Source organism: Streptomyces sp. SID4985 (assembly GCF_009863025.1).
In the GTDB taxonomy this organism is placed as follows: Bacteria; Actinomycetota; Actinomycetes; order Streptomycetales; family Streptomycetaceae; genus Streptomyces.
This window is the reverse complement of sequence record NZ_WWIR01000643.1, coordinates 47031-64464: the sequence shown is the minus strand read 5'-3', so window position 1 is coordinate 64464 and position 17434 is coordinate 47031. Positions and strand designations below refer to the sequence as shown.

Genomic DNA, 17434 nt, shown 5'->3' with positions numbered 1-17434 from the left:
CGGGACGATGTGGCCGGGGCGCGTGCTGCGTCCCCGGCACGGTCCCGTGTGGGTACGTGCGGCGCGGGCGGCCGGGAGCGCCCTGAACGACCGGGCGGCGCGCCGGTACAACCAGGGGCGTCCGGGGCCGCCGACGAGTTCGTGAGGGGGTTCCTCGCGGACGCCTACCTCGCGAGCGACGACCAGAACGCCGTCAGCGCCTCGATCACCGCCGCCGGACGCTGGACGTTGGGGGAGTGGCCCCCCTCGGGGATCTTCGTGAACGGCGCGCCGAGAGCCTGCGCCATGGCCTCCGCCTCCTGTTCCGACCAGGTGTCGTCCGGGGTGCCGAAGACGACCGAGAGCGGAACTCCCTTGCCCTTGAGGTCGGTTGTGCGGTCCGGCTCGGTCAGCAACTGCCGGGCGGCGAGCCGCAGCGCCTCGGGCTCGTTGCGTGCCCAGCGCTCGGAGAGGAACGCCAGCACGTCCGCGGGGATGCCGTCCTCGGCGGGGCGGAGATACGGCCACAGGGCGGGTACGGCCATGCTGCCGAGGGCGTCGAGGAGTAGCTCCAGCCGCTCCCGCGTGGGTGTCCCGACCTCCGCCGGGCCGAAGTTCATCAGTGTGAGGGAGGCCCAAGTGGTCTCGGGGGCAACGTGGTTGAGTACGGCGAGGCGCGACACCAGGCCGCCGTAGGAGTGCCCCACCAGATGCACGGGACCCGCGTCGAGCGCCTCGGCGAGCGACACCGCGTCCGCTGCGGCGGAGTCGCTGTCGTAGGCCGGGGCGACGGACGCCGGACCCGTCTCGTACTGCCCGCGCTGGTCCACGGCGTACACCGCGTACCCCGCCTCGCTCAGCCCCGGGAGCAGCGGCAGGAAGTCCTCCTTGCTGCCGTTGAACCCCGGTACGAGCAGCGCGGTACCGCGTCGCGCGGAGCCCGTGGGCACGGCGGCGAGCGCGGCGAAGACGCCCCGCCCGGTCTCCAGCCGGACTCCCCGGACGCCGGGCGGACGGGCGATGGTGAGGACTTGGCTCATGGGCCGATGCTACGGCCAGTCCAGGACCGTCAGCCCGGGCCACTGCTCCCGCCACCGCGCGGTCTTCGTCTCGTAGACCGACCGCGGGGCCAGCACCGGGTTCGGCCGCACGACCAGGCCGAACACGTCCGACAGCCCGTGCGGGGCGTACACGCGCCACCGCCCGTCGGGCTCCACCCGCACCCCGAGACAGCACGTCGTCGCGGCGAAGCTGTCGATGGCCGCCTCGGTGGAGTCGTGCGGCGGACAGGGCACGCCGAACTTCTCCTCGTACCAGAGGTGGACGCGCGCCTCGTTGCGGATCTCCACCTCCGCCGACAGTCCCGCGAAGACCTCGCGACCGGCCCGGATCACCGCGTCCTCGGCCGCCCAGGACAGGTCACCGGCGTCGAAGTAGAAGAGGTCGTAGTCCTTGATGCCCTCGGTCGGCGGCCGGTCCGTGGCGACGTTCCACACGGTCTGGAACAGACAGCCGGCCGTCACGTACCAGCCGGGCAGATCCAGCTTCGCGGCGCGGTCGAGTACTTCCGTCAGGATCTCGTTGCGCGACAACACCGCGCGCAGGCAGTCGAGTTGCTCGTCGAGCGGAAGGCGGATCGGCGACGTCGGTGCCCCGTTCAAGCGGACTCCGCCGCGAGTACTCCCGCCATGCCCAGCAGCACCCCGCCCGTCGCCCGGTCCAGGCGGCGGTGGGCGCGGCGGCTCAGGCGGATCGCTCCCATCGCCGTGCCCGCCGCCGCGAAGACGGCCGCGGCGGTCGCCTCGGCGGCGAGGTAGGCGGCGCCGAGGGTGGCCAGTTGGGCGGTGACGGAGCCGTGGGCGGGGGTGACGAACTGGGGGACGAAGGCGGTGAAGACCAGGATGGCCTTCGGGTTGGTGATGGCGACCCAGAACTCCTTGCGGGCCAGGGAGTTCAGCGGCGGCCGGTCGTCGGTGGGCGGATCGAGGGGGCCGCCGCCGCCCTGGCGGAAGCTCGTCCAGAGGATGGTGACGCCCAGGTAGAGGAGGTAGGCGACGCCCGCCCACTTGATGGCCGTCAGCGCCCACTCCGAGGCCGACAGCAGGGGGCCGAGACCGGCCACGACCGCGAGGACCAGGACGGCGAAGGCGACGAGACGGCCGCAGACGCCGGTCATCGAGGCGAGGAAACCGCGCGCCATGCCATGGCGCAGGGCCAGGAGATTGTTGGCCCCAGGAGTCAGCGCGACCAGCAGGGCGGCCGCCAGAAAACCCATGATCCACACAGTGGTCGCCTTTCCCGAGAGTCCCGGGGTCACCCAACACCACCGGCGGCCCGCTGAACAGAGCGGAAAGAGGTCATCGGGCGTGAACGCCCTCTTGACGCCGCGCCGGACCGCCCCGACACTCCCCCCAGGGAAGCCTAGTGAACAGGTAGGGAAACATGGTGCGCCTGGTGACGGTCTCCGGCCCGATGGGCCGCAGGGCGTCGTGCGTGCCCCTCCGGATCGTCAAGTCCCCCCTGCTCACCTCCCGTCGGCACATCGACCTCCTGCGCGTGTCCAGCGCGATCAGCCTGGTCTGACGCTTTTTCCCACCGGGGCGACGACGCCCCCACCGACGCCGTTTCCGCCGTCGCGCGCATCTCCGCGTGCCCGTCCACCCAGGGGAGACGTATGTCCATCACTCCGCTGTCCTCCGCTCCGCTGTCCTCCACCCCGCTCGCCGCTGCCCCGTCCGCGCACCGCACCGCCGTCGCGCCCTTCCGGGGCCGCATCGGCCGGGACGCGCGCAGCGGCCACTACGCCGCCCCGCACCGCTACCGGCTCCACCTCTCCACCGCCTGCGCCGACGGCCTCCGGCTCGCCATCGGTCACAGCCTCCTCGGCCTCGGCGACACCTGTCCGGTCACCCTGCTGTCCGCCGTCCCCGACTGTCCCGGAGGCGGACACGCGGCGCTGCGCCCGCTGTACGACGCCAGCGCCCACCGCTACACCGGCCCCGCCCACGACCCCGTGCTCAGCGACGACTGGTCCGGCCGCATCGTCAGCGCCCACGCCCCCGACATCCTGCGCGACCTCGACCGCCTCCCGCACCACGGTGATCCCCTCCACCCCGCGGGCTGGGAGTCCACCATCGGGGCCGTCGAACGCCTCTGCGCCGAGGAGATCGAGCAGAGCGCGCAGTACGCGGGGGCCGCCGACACCGCCCCCGCAGCCCGCGCCGCCGCGCTCGACGGCCTGCTGGACGCCCTGGGCCGCCTCGAACGCTGGCTGACCGGCGAGGAGTACTTGGTCGACGGGCGGATCACGGCCGCCGACATCCACCTCTGGGTCTGTCTGGTCCAGCTCGACACCGTCCACCGCTGCCACCTCGACGCCTCCGCCGTCCACCGCATCGCGGACCACCCGGCCCTCTGGTCGTACGCCCGCCGACTCGCCGCCCACCCCGCCTTCGGCACCCATCTCGACCTCGACGGCATCGCCCGCAGGCACCACGGCCACTGCCAGGGTCTCGAAGCGGCCGGTGCCGCTGTCCAGATCCTGGACTGGGCCGCCCACTCCGCCGACCTCCCGCGCACTCCACGCAGGTGAGAGCGGTCCGGCAGCATCCAACTGCCGGACGACCGTTGACATTCGAGCGGCCGAATGCCTTACTTGCCGCACAGAACGGTCATGAGCGTCAGCGCCAAGCCCTGGCTCGCTGACCGGCAACCCTCGCATCGCGGTGGGGTGCCCCAGGTGACGACCGGACCGACGACGACTTCGGTAAGCGCGAGGGGCCCCGCAGGGCCTGGACAGTGAACAGGTGACGCCATGAACGCGACCCCCAGGACGGCCCACGGCCGCTCCCACGGCCGTCGCGTCCCGGCGTGCGCCGGGCTCCTCGTCGCCGACCGCGCCGTCGATCTGCTCCGGGTCAGCAGCGCGCTGTGTACGGCGCCGGGCCGCTGCCAGGGCTGACAGCCCGCCTTTCCTTTCCGCGTTTCCGCGTGACGCACCCCGCTCACCGGTGTGCCGTCCGCCTCGCCGTGTGCCGTACGCCGTCGTCGTGACCGCCGTACGGCCCCGCGCATCCCCGGGACACCCGAATCCGCCGGAGCCGCCCTCCCATGAGCGAACCACCAGGCACTGTCGTCACCGCCGCGCCCCAATCTGGCATCACATCAAAAAAGCTTCAGGTTCAGCGAGTTCAGCCTCTGTTCAGGCCCGGACGCTGGATCGCCACCGTCGTCGTCCTCGTACTGGTCGCCCAGATCGGGCACGGCCTGGCCACCAATCCCTTCTACCAATGGGACCGTTTCCGCTACTGGTTCCTGCGGCCCGCCGTCCTCGACGGACTCCTGGTCACCCTCGAAGTGACCGGACTGGCCGCCGTACTCGGGCTGTTGGGCGGCGTCGTGCTCGCCCTCGGACGGCTCTCCGGGAGCCCGGTGCTGCGCGTGGTGAGCTGGACGTACGTCTGGCTGTTCCGCTCGGTGCCGCTGATCGTCGTCCTGATCTTTCTCTACATACCACGTAGATAGCGGTTCACCCCAGGTCAGAGGTATCGCGCACCCTCGGGCGTCAGCAAAAAGTCAGCATCGGACGCCCAGGAGTCAGCGCTACATGGCAGCACGCACACTTGCTCGCGGTATGGGCACCTTCTTCAAGGACTGCGAGCACCCTCAATCTCGTTGGTCGAAGTGCCCGCACGACTACAAGATCCGGTATCGCAACGCAGCGGGCAGGCAGACCGAGGAGGCCGGGTTCGCCACGCAGGACAAGGCGATCACGCGCTTGACCGATATCTACAACGAGAAGAAGGCCAGTCGGCAGTCCCAGACGAAGGCGGAGCGCATCCAGAAGTACGGCGCGATGCGCTTCGAGGAGTACGTCGAGGAGTGGAAGGCCGGTCAACGACATCTGGCCGTCGCCTCGGTGAGGCACCTTGAGTCGCTCCTGGAGCATCACCTCTATCCAGCGCTCGGCAGCCGGCGGATGAACTCGTTCGACCACAAGGTGGTGGACCACTTCATCCGCACCATGGAGCGCATGCAAACGGGGCTTCCGACTCAGGCCAACGCGTTCGACAAGCTCCGTGCGATCCTTCTGGACGCCCACCGGCTGGGGATCTTCCCCGACAACCCCCTGCTCGGTGTGAAACCGCCGCAGTACGATCCGGCGCGAGCCGTCATCCCGTCCCTCGAACAGCTCCGCGGGATACGCGCGGCAGGCGATGACGCCTTCATGCTGATCGTCGACCTGATGAGTGGCTGCGGTCTGCGTAACGGCGAGGCATCCGCAGTGAACATCAACAACATCGTGGCTGACGACGTGTACCGGGTCAGTGAGCAGGTCGTCGTATCCACCAGGCGCTACGGACCGCTTAAGCACCGGAAGGTCGGGGAGTACCGAGACGTACCTCTGCCTGCTCGCATCAGGGAGACGATCGAGTGGTATGCCGGGAAGTACGGTACGTATGACGGCTACCTCTTGCGGCAGCCAACCGATCCCCGCAAGCCGTACCCGTACTGGGCGATGGACAACCAGTGGAAGAAGGTCAAGGCGTCAGAGGAGGTGGACATCCCGGAAGGGATGGTCCTCTACGGCAACCGTCACTTCTTCGCATCGAACTGCCTGAGCAACGGCATCCCGATCACCGACGTCGCCGAGTGGATGGGCCACAAGAGCCTCGATGTGACGTTTAAGATCTACCGGCACCTGATGCCGGGGTCGATCGGTAAGGCAGCCCAGGTGCTGGACATGGCGCTCGCGGCCTGACAGGTAGAGGGGCCCTGACCGCAAGAGCGGCCAGGGCCCCCGTGGACAAGGTTCAGCCGAGCTTCTGCTGCTGAGCCCAGGCCCGCACGTCGGTGATCTTGAACTGCAGTTTGGCGCTGCGTCCGCGTCCGAACTTGTAAGGAGTAAGCCCGAGTTTCGGCGCATCCCGATAGACCCAGGTCATGGACATGTTCAGATATTCAGCCGTCTGCTTGGCGTTCATGAACTGTGCGGGCATACGCGGTCCTCGGGATGAGATAAGACGGAGGATCGAGTGTCCGCAACGGTCAGGTTTTGGAGCGGCAGGGATCAGGTGATAATGCCGCTCCGTGTATCGTGCCCCAGCCGACCCTGACCTGAGCCCTGTTCAAGCCCCTTCCGCCTGCGCCTCGACGTTCTCGATGCCAGTGGGACGGCCGGCCCGGTTCCGGCGGGCGTAGAGGTCCACGGCGATGAGGAGCGTGGCCGCGACCAGGTAGACCAGCACGGACCAGTAGGGGGTGTGGTGGCGGTCGGTCCGGGCGAGCACCAGAGGCGGCACACCGGGCTTGTCGGGGGTGCCGGACAGTGCCTTGAGCAGACCCGGGCCGGCCTGGAAGGAGGAGCTGGCGGCGGCGAGCAGCAGGAGCGAGCTGGTGAGCTGGAAGGCGCCGTACAGCCGGCCCGGTCCGGTCGCGGCGTGTGCGATGTCGGCGATCTGCGTGGAGTCGGCGCCCGGGATGCCGATGTGCAGCCGTACGGCGAGCGCGGTCAGCGTCAGCGTGAGGCCACCGACGATCACCACCAGCAGGGCCAGGGTTCACCAAGTACGGCCTGGTCGTCACCGCCGTTACTCTGACCGTCTCTTTGGCCTACGTGTGGCTGCGCTACTTCGCGCTGTCCTGACCCGTGCTCACCGACCGCCGCTGGGGCGGGTGGCGGACCCGCACGCGCGAGCGAGCCGTGGAGGAGGGAGGCTGCGGCTGGGCCATCTCCAGCGGAGTCCGGGACCAGGGGCGGAGATGGGCGATGGCCACCGTGCACCACAGTCCGCCCGCGCGCATGATCGCGCACCTCGCGGTCGCGTCGGCGCTGTCCACGGGCAGCTTCGCGATTCTCGCCTACGCCATCGCAGAGCCCGACCCCTCACGGCCAGGCGTGCGCGTACGGCTGGCCTGCCCGGGCGTCGCCATCGCCGCCCACGCGGTCGTCGCCCAGATGATGTACTGCGGCTTGTGGGCCGACATCCTGCCGTCATCCCCCAGGTGCGGGCAGGTGCCGAGACCATGTACTACGGCGGTGACATCGCCGAACTGCTTTTGGCCGCCGCCCTGGTCGCCACGTGACGCCCCCGACCATCGGCGGTCGGCCTCCCGCGGGCTCACCACTCGTACCGCCGGCGTCGGCACGTGATGCCGGGCTCGAAGTCCGGACAACAGTAACTCCCTCGAAAAACCTATCGGTTCAGGTGCCTTGGCGCATCCGGCCCGTTTCCGGCGAGAAGGAGTTCCGGCCGGAATCAGGAGGGCTGCGCGCCTTCGTGTCTGACCGGTCGAGAGTGGTGTGACCGGCGGGCCGCTTTCGATCAGGGCCTGGTCGCGATCACGGCCTCCGTGCGGATGGTCTCGTCGAACCGTCCGGAGGGGGCGAAGTCGAGCAGTGCCTTGCGCAGGTCTTCCTCGAAGGCATCCTTCTTGTTGCCGAGTTGGGCGGGGCTGGAGTACGAGAGGCTGAAGACCCAGCCGATGACCTCGTCGACGGTGCGGGTGAGGGTGTAGTCCCAGCGGTCGATCTCGATCTGGGAGAACGGGCTGCGGGCGAGGACGTCCTGGTGGCGTTCCTTGGGGTGGGAGTAGGTGCCCTTGCCGGCCCGGCGTTCGGGGCCGAGGTAGCGCGTACGTACCCGGTCGACCACCTCTCGCCACGGTGCGGGGGCGACGTCGCCGGGGGCGCCGCCGGAGGCGAGGACGATCGCGCCGGCGGGCTCGATGATGCGGTCCAGGTCGCGTGGGACCTGTTCGCGGTCCATCCAGTGGTACGCGGCGCCCATGACGGTCAGTAGTACGGGTCCGATGGACATGGCCGGGAGGGTGGTGGAGTCGCCCTCGCGCCAGTCGATGTTGGTGATGCCGCGCTCGGCGGCCAGGCGGCGGCCCTCTTCGAGCATTCCCTTCTCGGGGTCGACCGCGACGACCTGGCCGAGGAGGGGCGCGAGTTCCAGGGCGAGGATGCCGGGGCCGGAGCCGAGGTCGAGGGCGCGCTGGGTGCCGTCCAGGTGGAAGCGCTCGGTGAGGAGTTCGTAGAACTCCGGCGCGTAGCCGGGGCGGTAGCGGGCGTAGTACGGCGCGGTGGACGCGAACAGTTCTTCGGGCGTGTAGGGGGAGGAGGTCACGGTTCCAGTCTCTCGTGGTGGTGCGGTCGGGCGTCGGAGATCGGTCAGCGGGCCGGGGTGGTGTTCAGGTGCTGCCACCAGTCGGTCAGGGGGCGTCCGCCGGAGCCTTCGCGGGCGACGGAGCCGTCGGGGTTGCGGTCCCGCGCGCCGAGGAGTTGCCGTTCGACGGCCCCGAGGTTCGCGCGGTCCAGCAAGGTGGGGGAGGGGTCGTCTACGGCGTTGAGCCACCGGTAGCCGTACTGCATCATCACGGCCAGCCGGGTGCGGCCGGAGCGATTGAGGCCGCCAGCGTGCCAGGTGCGGTTCTCGAAGAGGACCACGTCGTACTGCCCGATGCCCGGGGTGAGGGCGCCGGGCGGGTCGATGTCGCCCGGGGGCACGGTGACAGGCCCGGTGCGGGTGTGGCTGCCGGGTACGAACATGGTGAAGCCGGCATCCGGGCCGGGGTCGGTGAGGAAGTACGCGACCTTGATCGCGAGGCGGGGGGTGCCTTCGATGCCGAGGTCGGCCAGGGTGGAGGACATGTCGCGGTGCCAGCCGTGCCGGGCGGGCACGCGGATGGTGCGCTCCTCGTCCGGCAGGGACGGCATGGCGATCAGGTTGCTCGACATCAGGTGGATGTTGGGGCTGAGCAGCGCCACGACCGTGGGCAGGACGCCCGGGTTGGTGACGAGCGGGAGGAAGGCGTCGTCCAGGGCGACGACCCCGCGGAAGCCGTCCTTGCCGTCGACTGAGCGGTCGCGGCCCACCGTCCGGTCACCGTTCAGGAGATGCGCGGCGGCGTCGGCGGCGTGGTGGCGGTCATCGGGGGTGAGAGCGTCCCGCAGGATGAGGAAGCCGTCGCGGTCGAACGCGGCCAGCTGCGCGGGATCGGGAACGGCCGGGGTGGTGGTCATCGTGGCTCCTTGAGCATCGAGGTCGCCTGGGCGGCGAGCTGTGCGGCGGACATGCCGCAGTGCTCCAGCAGGTCGGTCGGGGGCAGAGGGCGGCCGGGGTCGCGGTAGCCGACCACGCGGAACCGGGCGGTTTCACCGCGGGCGGCGAGCAGCGCCCGTACAGCTGGGGCCTGTGTGACGGTGGCCAGCAGCAGGGGGACGTTCTCGGGGAAGAGCTGCGAGAAGGCGCGGTCGGTCAGGGCGGCAGACCAGGTGTCCGGTGCGCCGAGGACGGTGAGGTCGTTGATGCTCACGTAGCGGATGCGTGGACCAGGGCGTTCAGCGGCGATTCGCTCGGCGGCCGCAGAGAGTTCGCGCGCTGCGACGTCCCCGGCGGAGGCGAGGACGATGTCCGGGTCTTCAGCGCCGAAGGTGCTCAGGTGGGGCCAGATCGCGGCCCCGTCGGTCAGCTCGTCGCGCAGGGTGTCCGGCGGGAACGTGAGCGTGTGGTGCTTGTCGGCGACCAGGAAGTTCACCCGGTCGCGCTCGGTGAGCATGACGGCGAGGATCGCGGCCGCCCGGGTGGCGTCGGCGGGTGTGTAGACGTGGACGGCCGGGTTTTCCGTCTCCAGCATCGCGGAGACGAGCCCCGGATTCTGGTGCGTGTAGGTGTTGCGCCAGCCCAGTGAGGTGATCAGGTAGTTGACGCTCGGCAGCCCGACAGCGCTGGTGGCGGCCCGTGCGCTGCAGTGCTTGAGGTGCTGGACGAGCAGGCTGGTGTTGACTGCGGCGAACGCCTCGTAGGTGGCCAGCAGTGCGTCCCGGCCGGTCTCGGTGTAGCCCTGGAGCCAGGCGTGACAGATCTCCTCGTTGAGGATCTCGTTCGCCCATTGCGGTGTTCCACGGCCGTCGGTGGCCAGGTGCAGCCGGTTCGAGGCGGCCTCGTCGGGGCTGAACAACCGAAAGCCTCCCGCCGCCGCGCGCTCGCGGATCACGGCGCTGATCAGCGGCCATTCAGCGAAGCCCCGGACCGTGAGCGGTGCGACCGGCGGGGCCGGGCGGGATCGGGGTACCGGGTGGGGCAGGGCCTGACGGACGAGCCCGCAGGGCTGGCCGTCCTCGGTGAACAGTTCCGACGGCTTGTACGACGCAAGCCACGCCTTGAGGGCCTCGAACTCCTCCCGGTCGTGCCGGGGGTCCTTCAGCGGGGTTTTGTGAACCGCAGGAGTTCCGGCGATCCAGTGCCCGGCGATCTGCTCGGGCCCGGTTGCCCCCTTAGGCATGGTCAGGACGAGTACCGGCTGAGGACCGGCGAGCCCGAGTGGGCGCAACCGTGCGAGCGCCTCGGCGAGGACCCGCCGGAAGCCGCGCACATCGGAACCGTCGTGAAGGAACGGCTCGTACCCCAGGCCCGTGAAGTACGCACGCACCTCGTCCTCGTTGAGACCGGCCAGCACCGAGGGGGAGCCCATCCGCAGGCCGTTGGCGAGCACGACGGGCAGCACCGCGCCGTGGAGGCCCGATCCGATCAGCGCGCGCCGGGCCATCCACGCGGCTGACGCTGCGCCGGTCTCCAGCTCTCCGTCGCCGAGGAGCGGCACCACGAGCCGGTGTGGGGCATCGAGGACCATGCCTTGCGCGACAGCGAGTGCCGGCCCGAGCTGGCCACCGGTGTAGCGCACGCCGGGGATGAGCGGGGTGATCTCCCCGCCGTAGGTCCGGGTGTGCGGGAAGCCTGCGGCCAGCGCTTGCAGCTCCGCTGCCGACCAGCATGGGTCGTTGCCGGTCAGGGCGACGGTCTTGGTGAGGTAGGCGTGGGCGAGTACGGAAGGGCTGGCGTGCCCGGCACCGTGGACGGTCAGCACCTCGCTGCCGGGCGGCCGCCAGGCGGTGATCGGTCCGAGATGGGCAAGCATCCAGTTGACCGGAGGACACACACCCCAGTGTCCACTTGGGGACTCCTTCACGTCGTCCGCTCGGAGGGCGCGGACCGGCAGGACGTTGTCGCGCAGGTAGAGCTGTGCGGTACACAGGTAATTGAGTGCTCGCCAGGCGGAGTTGACGGCGTCATCCGGCACGCGGTCCGTCGCGTGCCGGACGGCGTGGCTCCAGCCGGGGAAGCCCTCGGGCCCTGCGACGGCGAGGCCGGGAGGCAGTACGGTGTCGGTCACTTCAGCGGCCCTTCCGCGCGGCGACCGTATCCACGGCAGCGGTGATCCGTCCGGCCCGGATCTCCAACGTTCCGGCCTCCTTGATCAGTTGGAGAATCTGTGCCTGTTCGTGGGCGGGGACCGCCGTCCAGTCCAGCCCTGCCCGCTCCAGCGCGGTCGCCAGGTCCAGGGGCACGCTGCGGGGCGTGCGGTCCCGTACCGCCTGCACCGTCAGCGGCACTCTTGTCACGCCGGTGGCGACGGCGGTGTACGGCACCGCGGCCTGGCCGCGCAGCGCGTAGGCGACGACGGTCTTGGACGTGCCGGTGGGGAAGGTGATGCGGAGCCGGGTACCGCGCTGGCCGATCGGCCCGCGGCAGGGCAGCAGCAGGAAGTCTCTGCCGCCGACTCGGGCCGGGCGGGCCATGACACGCATGATCTCGGTGCCGACCGGCATCGGGAGGAGCGGTGAGGGGCCGGTTCCCGTCTCCGCAGGTTCTCGATGCTGTGGCGGCCGGGTAACGGCGATGATGCCGCCGTCGTTGCCGCCTGCGCGGCGTGCCGCCTTGTGCGTGAACAACGTCCGGTCGACCGTCGCCAGCAGCACGTTGGTGAAGTGGTGATTCCAGCCGCGATCCCGCTCGGACGGCAGGTCGCTGCCGACGACGAACGCGAGGGCAAAGGAGACGGTCACCGGGAGCGCGGCACCGAGCCGGTCACGCAGCGTGCCTAGGGCCTGATGGAACTGGTCGGCGTCTTCCACAACCGCCGCGAGGATGACTTCGTCTCCGCCGAACGTCGCCGCGCACCCGGAGTTGAAGGGCTGCTCGTGGAACCATGCGCGGGTCGTGGCCCCCACGGTCGCCATGACCTCGTTGCCAGCCAGGTGCCCGTAGGAGGCGGGGTTGGTGGAGTTCGTCCGCTCCACGTGGTCCTTCAGCCCGTCGACGTCCCCGATCGCCAGGGCGACCAGGCGCCCGCTGTCGAGGGCCGCGGCCAGGCAGCGCGGGATGTGGCTGTGGAAGTCGGGGAACGCGACCAGACCGGTGACGGCGTCCTCGCGGCTGCCCTCGCACCAGGTGCGCAGCGGAAGCTGGCTCGCATCGAACAGCGGCACGGACGGCGTGAGTGGGGTGTGGACGGAAGGTGTTGCCGAACGGGGTGTACGGGACGGCTCCATCAGCCGGCCACCTCCGGTGCGATCGTGCTGCTGCCCGAATGGGTGGGCAGCAGCAGGGAGAGGGAATCGAGGGAGTGCAGGCGCGGCGTACTCGCGGCGGGCACCAGCCCTTCGGGTGCGCGGTGCCGGTCCAGCCAGGCCGTCAGCCACCCGGCCGACGAGGCTCCCCGCACGTCGGCGTCCACCGAGTCACCGACGTGCAGCAGCTCTTCCGGCCGGAGCCCGCTGGCGCGCTCGACAGCGGCGAACGCCTCACGCTCGGGCTTGATCGCGCCGGTGCGCGCCGAGTAGAAGACCCCGTCCAGCAGCGTGCGGAAGACTTCCGGCTCCTGCTCGGGCACCGATGAGCCGAGCGCGTTGGTCATGGCGAACAAGGCGAAGCCTCGCTCCCGCAAAGCGACCAGCGTGTCCGGCACCTCCGGGTAGAGCTGCGGGTCCTCGGCCCGGCACCGCGCCCGCTCCAACACCTCGGCGAGCGGGCCGGCCAACGCGCTGCGACCGAAGTGGTCCGCGAGTTCGTGCGCCAGGTCCCGCGGGCTGACCAGGCGCCGCTTGGCGCCCTTGCCCATCAGGGCGCGGGCCTCCTCCAGGGAGATGCCCAACACCTCCGCGACCTGGCCGGTCGTCGCCACCGGCTCGGGCCGCACCAGCGTGCCGCCCAGGTCGAAGCAGACCGCCCGCACCCCGGACCATGCCATCGGGCCGGTCATGACCCGACCGTCCACGCCGGAAGAGGCGACGTGGTGACCGGGGTCGGGGCGAGCCCGATCCCGGGCCCGGACGGCAGCATCCCCGCCTCGACAGCGGCCGGATCAGTGAACACCCGCTGCCGCAGCGGCTCCAGCGTCAGGTGCCACTCCACCGCAGGGACCTTGTCCCGGCAGCACGCGCCGGCCAGCGCGAGCGCCGCCCACAGCCGGTCGCCGTGTGGGAACGTCGGGATCCCCAGGTCGGCGGCGACCTCGACGGTGTGCAGGGAACGGGCCAGGCCGCCCGACCATCCCGGGTCGGTCTGCCACACGTCCACCGCACCGCCGGCCAGGAGCCGAGTCTGCTCGTGCTCATCAACCGCATGTTCGCCGGCCGCCATAGGCACCCCGGCTCCAGCCGCCCGCACCCGCGCCCAGGCGAAGCCGCCCGGCTCCAGCAGCTCCTCTGCGAAGGCGACGCGAAGGTCCGCGAGGATCGGCAGCAAAGCGAGTGCTTGGTCCAGCCGACAGCGTCTGAGCCCGTCGACCATGAACCGGCACTCGCCCGCTGCCTCCCGTAAGGTCCCGAGTACCCGCGCGACGGCCCCGGGACCCTGACGCAGCAACTCCTTGGTGAGCGGCCACTTCTGACCCCAGAACCCCTGCTCGGAGATCCACGCCGCCGCTTTCACCGCCTCGGGGTGGGCAGTGTCCAAACCGAGCGCGGACGCGTACACCGGCACGTGCGCCCGCACCGTGCCACCCAGCAGCTCCGGCACCGTACGTCCCGATACCCGGGAGGCAAGGTCCCAGCACGCCAGCTCGACGGCCGACACGGCCTGGCGCGCGTGCGCTCCCTGTTGGTGCCGGCTCGCTCGCGGCCGGTAGGCGAGCTTGCGTGGTGCCGCCGCGTCGTGCCCCACCACCCCGTCGGCGAGGGTGTCCACGACGAGCCGCGCCACGGCCTCACCCACGGGAGCGTGCCAGCCCGACGCCCCGTCGCCGACCACCTCGACCGCGAACCTGGTCCGGTGCTCCGGCCACGACGGCCCCGCCGGGGGCACCGCGACCGCGGCGATCGGATCAGGCAGCGAGTCAGGCAGCCCGGCGGTCTGTCCCGCCACCGGCCACACGCGCACCGCCCGCACGACCGAGCCGGTGCAGTTGATTGACCCGGCCATCAGATCCGTGCCCCGGTCAGCGGCTCCTGGCCGAAGGTGTAGGCCCACGGGGAGCGGTAGTTCTGCCACCACTGCGGGCGCAGGCCGGTGTCCAAGAACAGCTCCTCGACCGTGCGGCGCATCGAGAGGTTCCAGTCGATCGTGTCCGAGCCGGGCGTGCGGTAGACGTCCATGTACGGGTTGTGCGCCTGATACGTCTGGAACCGCGGGAACGTCGTGGTCACGGGTACCAGCCGCTTCAGGTTCTCCAGCGCCTCCTCGATCGGGTCCAGGCCGACGATGTAGGTGAAGTCCGTGGTGATGCCCCGCTCCTTCGCCGCCCCCAGCGTCTCGACCATCTGGTCGACGCTCAGCGCGGCCTTGGACTGCTTCAGGATGTTGGCCCTGTTGGTGAAGCACTCCACCGTCAGCGTCAGATGGAACGGTCCGACATCGGCGGCCCGGTCCAAGCCCTCGGCGGTGGTGAGGACCGACGACAGGAAGTGCAGCGTGCCCTCGCAGTCAGTGCTCCGCATGGCGGCGCGCACGCCCTCCAGGTGCTCCAGCGCCAGATGCTCGTAGAGGAAGCAGCCCGTGCACACCGTCACGGTCTCCACCCCTGACAGATCCGCCATCCCCGAGTTCGCCGCGAGCGTAGCGAAGTAGCCGGGCAGGTCGAGTTCGCGGATCGCCGGGTCCGAGGCCCCCTCCAGCGTGTTCGGGCAGAACGTGCAGCCGGTGCACTGGGAGCGCTGGTTCGAGTTCAGCGTGAGCATCTTCGTGCCGTTGCGCCAGTAGCCCAGCACGGCGTCATCGTCCTCGATGCCGCTGATCGAGCCGACCCGCTCACCGTGCAGTCGCAGCTCGTGCTCGTCGACCTCGAAGGGCGAGTCCTCGCGCCCCAGAGAGAGGATCAGGTACGACGGGTCGGCCGGCCGGGAGTCGAGTGCCAGTTGGAACCTCATGCGCGGCTTGTCCAACGGCGAGCGCGCTCCACAGCTGTTCAGCGCGATCAGCAGGACGTCCTCGGGGTTGATCGTCCACTCGCGGGCCACCTCTTCCAGGTGGCGGACGGACTTGAGCATTGAATATCTCCTAGGGAGGTGATGAATCTGCTACGGCGTCGAGGTGGTGCCCCTGCCGCCGAGGCCGAGGGAGGGATGGTCGCCCGGCGGCAGGGGGGAATGCCCGCGCGTGGCGGTGAGCTCAGCGCGGAGATCAGAGGTGGTGCTCAGCACCGCAATCAGGCTGTTTCAGGCGATGGTGTCGGCCTTCGAACGAGGGACGAACTCGTCGTTCAAGATCCGGTTGAAGCGACGGTCGAACCGGTCGAGGGCCTCGGCGTCGCGGAGCGCCCTGCACTCGTCCCAGTAGTCGCGGCCGATTGAACGGGACATCAGCCAGTGGGCCTGAACACGCAGCGTGGCCGCGTCCAGGAGGCCCACCTTGTAGCGGGCGGCGAGCGCGCAGACGAGCTGGTTGGCGCTCAGGACTCGGGCGTACTGGCCGAGGCCCATGGCGTCATCGCCTTCGGGGGCCCAGAGCTTCAGCAACTCGGGGTCGCTCTCCAGGTGGCGCCGCCACTCCTGATCCATCTGGGTCGTCGCCAGGATGTTCCGCTGCCGCTGGTGCCTCTCCGCCTGCACGAGGCGGAGAACGCCGACACCGGCGATGGCCAGACCGGCCAGCAGGATGGGCATCATGCTATTCACTATGAAATTACCTTTCGTTCAGGTTCGTTGATGGGTATCTCAGATGGGAAAGATGCAGCCTCCGGTAGCACCTCGGTCCGGACCCACCACCTGGCGGATGTACTCCCTGCGCCTCGCCAACGCGGTTGCGACTTCCTGGAGTTCGAGCACCGCGACGGCCAGGCATGCCGTCCGCCACACGCGCTCCTGGAAGTCATCCGGCAGCTCCACGAGGGCGGTGACGGCCGTGCGCCGCAGCAGCGTGTCCATGTCCTGGTACGCGGGCCGCGTCTCCAAGAGCGTGAAGAGGTGCGAGGCCGCGCCGACCAGCGTGCGGAAGGTGACCTCCAGCTGGTCGACAGGAGGCGTGATTCGGCACCGCCACCAGTTCCTCGCGCGCTGGCAGACGATCCGGACGTTCGAGGGACTGAGATCCAGGTCCCCGGCCACGAGGCCGCGTAACTTCTGCGCCAGATCTGCGATCTCCGGGGGCGGCGCAACATCGGTGGGCGGCCAGGGCTTTCTCAGCCTGCGCATGTTGGGGCGGTAGTTCAGGATCTTCTCGGTGGCGAGGATGCGCATCGCTGCTGTGACGTCTCTCGGCTGCGTGGCCAGAGCGCGCGCCAGCTGCACGCCCGTAGGAAGGTTGGAATATGGGGGATATACGCCCTCGGCTATGAGCACACGAAGCCAACCCGCGATCCGGGTCGGCTGGTCGGGTTCCTTGGCTTCTCCCACGACACGCGGCCGACTGGACGAGGGGTTGAAGGTGATGAGCCCCTCAGCCTCAAGGTCGCGGAGAGCAACGCGCGCACGCTCGACTGATACCGCCATGCACCCGGCCTCGGTGGCGATGCGACTGACATTCAGCCATGACCCAGCGGGGTACTCGCCATCCTTGATCAACTTCCGTACGCGGTCAGCGATGGCGACGACCTGCGGGCCGGGCCGCTCAGCATCCAGCAGGCAGCGCAGAAGGACACGCGCGCCGCTGAGGAAGGCCACGAAGTCCGACTCGGCCTCCGCCCCCTCGGCCTCCGCCCCCTCGGCCTCCGCCCCCTCGGCGTTCGGTTCCTCGGGGGGTGCCACGCCCTGGATGGCCTTGCGCCAGCGCGCCTGATCCGACGGCGATTCGGCGGCCTCGCGTAGACGGGTCTCGGCGAGCGGCAGCCACAAGTCCACCAGGTCCTGGGCCTGCTGCCTCTCATCCGTCGTGTCAGCAGGATCACTGGACTCGACTCCTAGTCGGGCGAGTTGAGAGAGACCGCGGCGGAGGTCCTTGTAGGTCGTGTCGATCTCGAATGTCATGACGCCTCCGACACGACGGAGGGCCTGCTGGAACTGGAGTTGACCGGACGCCCGCACAGGGTGGCGAGCGGGAGTACCCGAACCGGGTGCGCGCTCCACCGCCAACGGCCCATTCGAACCTTCACGGCGAACTCGTAGGGTCGTCCCCCCTGAAGGTGGACGATTCCGGCGTCCACGGCCCGGTGGTCTCCGAGCCACCCCCACGTCCGGTGGAACACGCGACGGTCAAAGGAGAGGAAGACGCCCCGGACGGACTCGCGGACCCAGTGG

Annotated in this window: 19 protein-coding genes, 1 pseudogene and 1 riboswitch; of the genes and pseudogenes, 5 read left to right on the top strand and 15 right to left on the bottom strand. The window is 70.1% G+C overall.

Going from position 1 to position 17434, the window contains the following annotated elements:
- Positions 1-164: 164 nt before the first annotated feature.
- From GTW40_RS27665 to GTW40_RS27655, 3 genes are read right to left on the bottom strand one after another with little or no spacing between them, the layout of a single operon-like run.
- Entirely contained in the window at positions 165-1019 is an 855-nt protein-coding gene (locus tag GTW40_RS27665) for an alpha/beta hydrolase (protein WP_161182858.1), read from the bottom strand.
- Positions 1020-1028: 9 nt separating this feature from the next.
- The gene (locus GTW40_RS27660) at positions 1029-1640 is read right to left on the bottom strand and encodes a nucleotidyltransferase family protein (RefSeq protein WP_161182857.1); all 612 of its coding nucleotides are present in this window, start codon (positions 1638-1640) and stop codon (positions 1029-1031) included.
- A complete protein-coding gene (locus tag GTW40_RS27655; protein ID WP_202486492.1) occupies positions 1637-2254 on the bottom strand; it encodes a LysE family translocator in 618 nt (205 codons plus the stop codon). The genes GTW40_RS27660 and GTW40_RS27655 overlap by 4 nt, the downstream gene beginning before the upstream one ends.
- A 167-nt stretch (positions 2255-2421) precedes the next feature.
- On the opposite strand from GTW40_RS27655, the gene GTW40_RS32825 reads away from it, so the two are divergent.
- The 5 genes and pseudogenes from GTW40_RS32825 to GTW40_RS27635 all read left to right on the top strand — a co-directional run bounded on the left by GTW40_RS32825 (position 2422) and on the right by GTW40_RS27635 (position 5740).
- Positions 2422-2562, top strand: coding sequence for a putative leader peptide (locus GTW40_RS32825; RefSeq protein WP_202486491.1), 141 nt, complete (start codon positions 2422-2424; stop codon positions 2560-2562).
- A gap of 91 nt (positions 2563-2653) precedes the next feature.
- Positions 2654-3571, top strand: a complete 918-nt coding sequence (locus tag GTW40_RS27650; protein WP_237525750.1) for a glutathione S-transferase C-terminal domain-containing protein — start codon at positions 2654-2656, stop codon at positions 3569-3571.
- 77 nt (positions 3572-3648) lie between these two features.
- Positions 3649-3758: riboswitch (SAM riboswitch) on the top strand.
- A 35-nt stretch (positions 3759-3793) separates the two neighbouring features.
- Complete coding sequence (locus GTW40_RS27645) at positions 3794-3940, top strand: hypothetical protein (protein WP_161182855.1); 147 nt, start codon at positions 3794-3796, stop codon at positions 3938-3940.
- Positions 3941-4089: 149 nt separating this feature from the next.
- A pseudogene (locus GTW40_RS27640) lies at positions 4090-4488 on the top strand (ABC transporter permease subunit); the annotation flags it as partial.
- A gap of 124 nt (positions 4489-4612) precedes the next feature.
- Entirely contained in the window at positions 4613-5740 is a 1128-nt protein-coding gene (locus tag GTW40_RS27635; protein WP_161182854.1) for a tyrosine-type recombinase/integrase, read from the top strand.
- Between the two features lie 52 nt (positions 5741-5792).
- Here the strand turns inward: GTW40_RS27635 and GTW40_RS27630 are convergent, their stop codons facing one another.
- The 12 genes from GTW40_RS27630 to GTW40_RS27575 all read right to left on the bottom strand — a co-directional run bounded on the left by GTW40_RS27630 (position 5793) and on the right by GTW40_RS27575 (position 17164).
- Positions 5793-5978 carry a helix-turn-helix domain-containing protein gene (locus tag GTW40_RS27630; protein ID WP_161182853.1) on the bottom strand — a complete coding sequence of 62 codons (186 nt, stop codon included), beginning with the start codon at positions 5976-5978 and terminating at the stop codon, positions 5793-5795.
- Positions 5979-6107: 129 nt separating this feature from the next.
- Positions 6108-6524 carry a hypothetical protein gene (locus GTW40_RS27625; RefSeq protein WP_161182852.1) on the bottom strand — a complete coding sequence of 139 codons (417 nt, stop codon included), beginning with the start codon at positions 6522-6524 and terminating at the stop codon, positions 6108-6110.
- 82 nt (positions 6525-6606) lie between these two features.
- Complete coding sequence (locus GTW40_RS32820) at positions 6607-6819, bottom strand: hypothetical protein (RefSeq protein ID WP_202486490.1); 213 nt, start codon at positions 6817-6819, stop codon at positions 6607-6609.
- A gap of 485 nt (positions 6820-7304) precedes the next feature.
- On the bottom strand, positions 7305-8111 hold the full coding sequence (locus GTW40_RS27615) for a class I SAM-dependent methyltransferase (RefSeq protein WP_161182851.1): 807 nt from the start codon (positions 8109-8111) through the stop codon (positions 7305-7307).
- 44 nt (positions 8112-8155) lie between these two features.
- On the bottom strand, positions 8156-9007 hold the full coding sequence (locus tag GTW40_RS27610) for a phytanoyl-CoA dioxygenase family protein (protein WP_161182850.1): 852 nt from the start codon (positions 9005-9007) through the stop codon (positions 8156-8158).
- Positions 9004-11157 (bottom strand): phosphoketolase, encoded by a 2154-nt coding sequence (locus tag GTW40_RS27605; RefSeq protein WP_161182849.1) that lies wholly within the window; start codon positions 11155-11157, stop codon positions 9004-9006. The genes GTW40_RS27610 and GTW40_RS27605 overlap by 4 nt, the downstream gene beginning before the upstream one ends.
- 1 nt (position 11158) lies before the next feature.
- Positions 11159-12253 (bottom strand): hypothetical protein, encoded by a 1095-nt coding sequence (locus GTW40_RS27600; RefSeq protein WP_343245802.1) that lies wholly within the window; start codon positions 12251-12253, stop codon positions 11159-11161.
- Between the two features lie 62 nt (positions 12254-12315).
- Positions 12316-13026, bottom strand: coding sequence for an HAD family hydrolase (locus tag GTW40_RS27595; RefSeq protein ID WP_202486489.1), 711 nt, complete (start codon positions 13024-13026; stop codon positions 12316-12318).
- The gene (locus GTW40_RS27590; protein ID WP_343245801.1) at positions 13023-14129 is read right to left on the bottom strand and encodes an enolase C-terminal domain-like protein; all 1107 of its coding nucleotides are present in this window, start codon (positions 14127-14129) and stop codon (positions 13023-13025) included. The genes GTW40_RS27595 and GTW40_RS27590 overlap by 4 nt, the downstream gene beginning before the upstream one ends.
- Positions 14130-14185: 56 nt before the next feature.
- A complete protein-coding gene (locus GTW40_RS27585) occupies positions 14186-15250 on the bottom strand; it encodes a radical SAM protein (protein ID WP_161182846.1) in 1065 nt (354 codons plus the stop codon).
- A gap of 168 nt (positions 15251-15418) precedes the next feature.
- The gene (locus GTW40_RS27580) at positions 15419-15868 is read right to left on the bottom strand and encodes a DUF6082 family protein (protein ID WP_161182845.1); all 450 of its coding nucleotides are present in this window, start codon (positions 15866-15868) and stop codon (positions 15419-15421) included.
- Between the two features lie 48 nt (positions 15869-15916).
- Positions 15917-17164, bottom strand: coding sequence for a GntR family transcriptional regulator (locus tag GTW40_RS27575; RefSeq protein WP_161182844.1), 1248 nt, complete (start codon positions 17162-17164; stop codon positions 15917-15919).
- Positions 17165-17434: the final 270 nt, after the last annotated feature.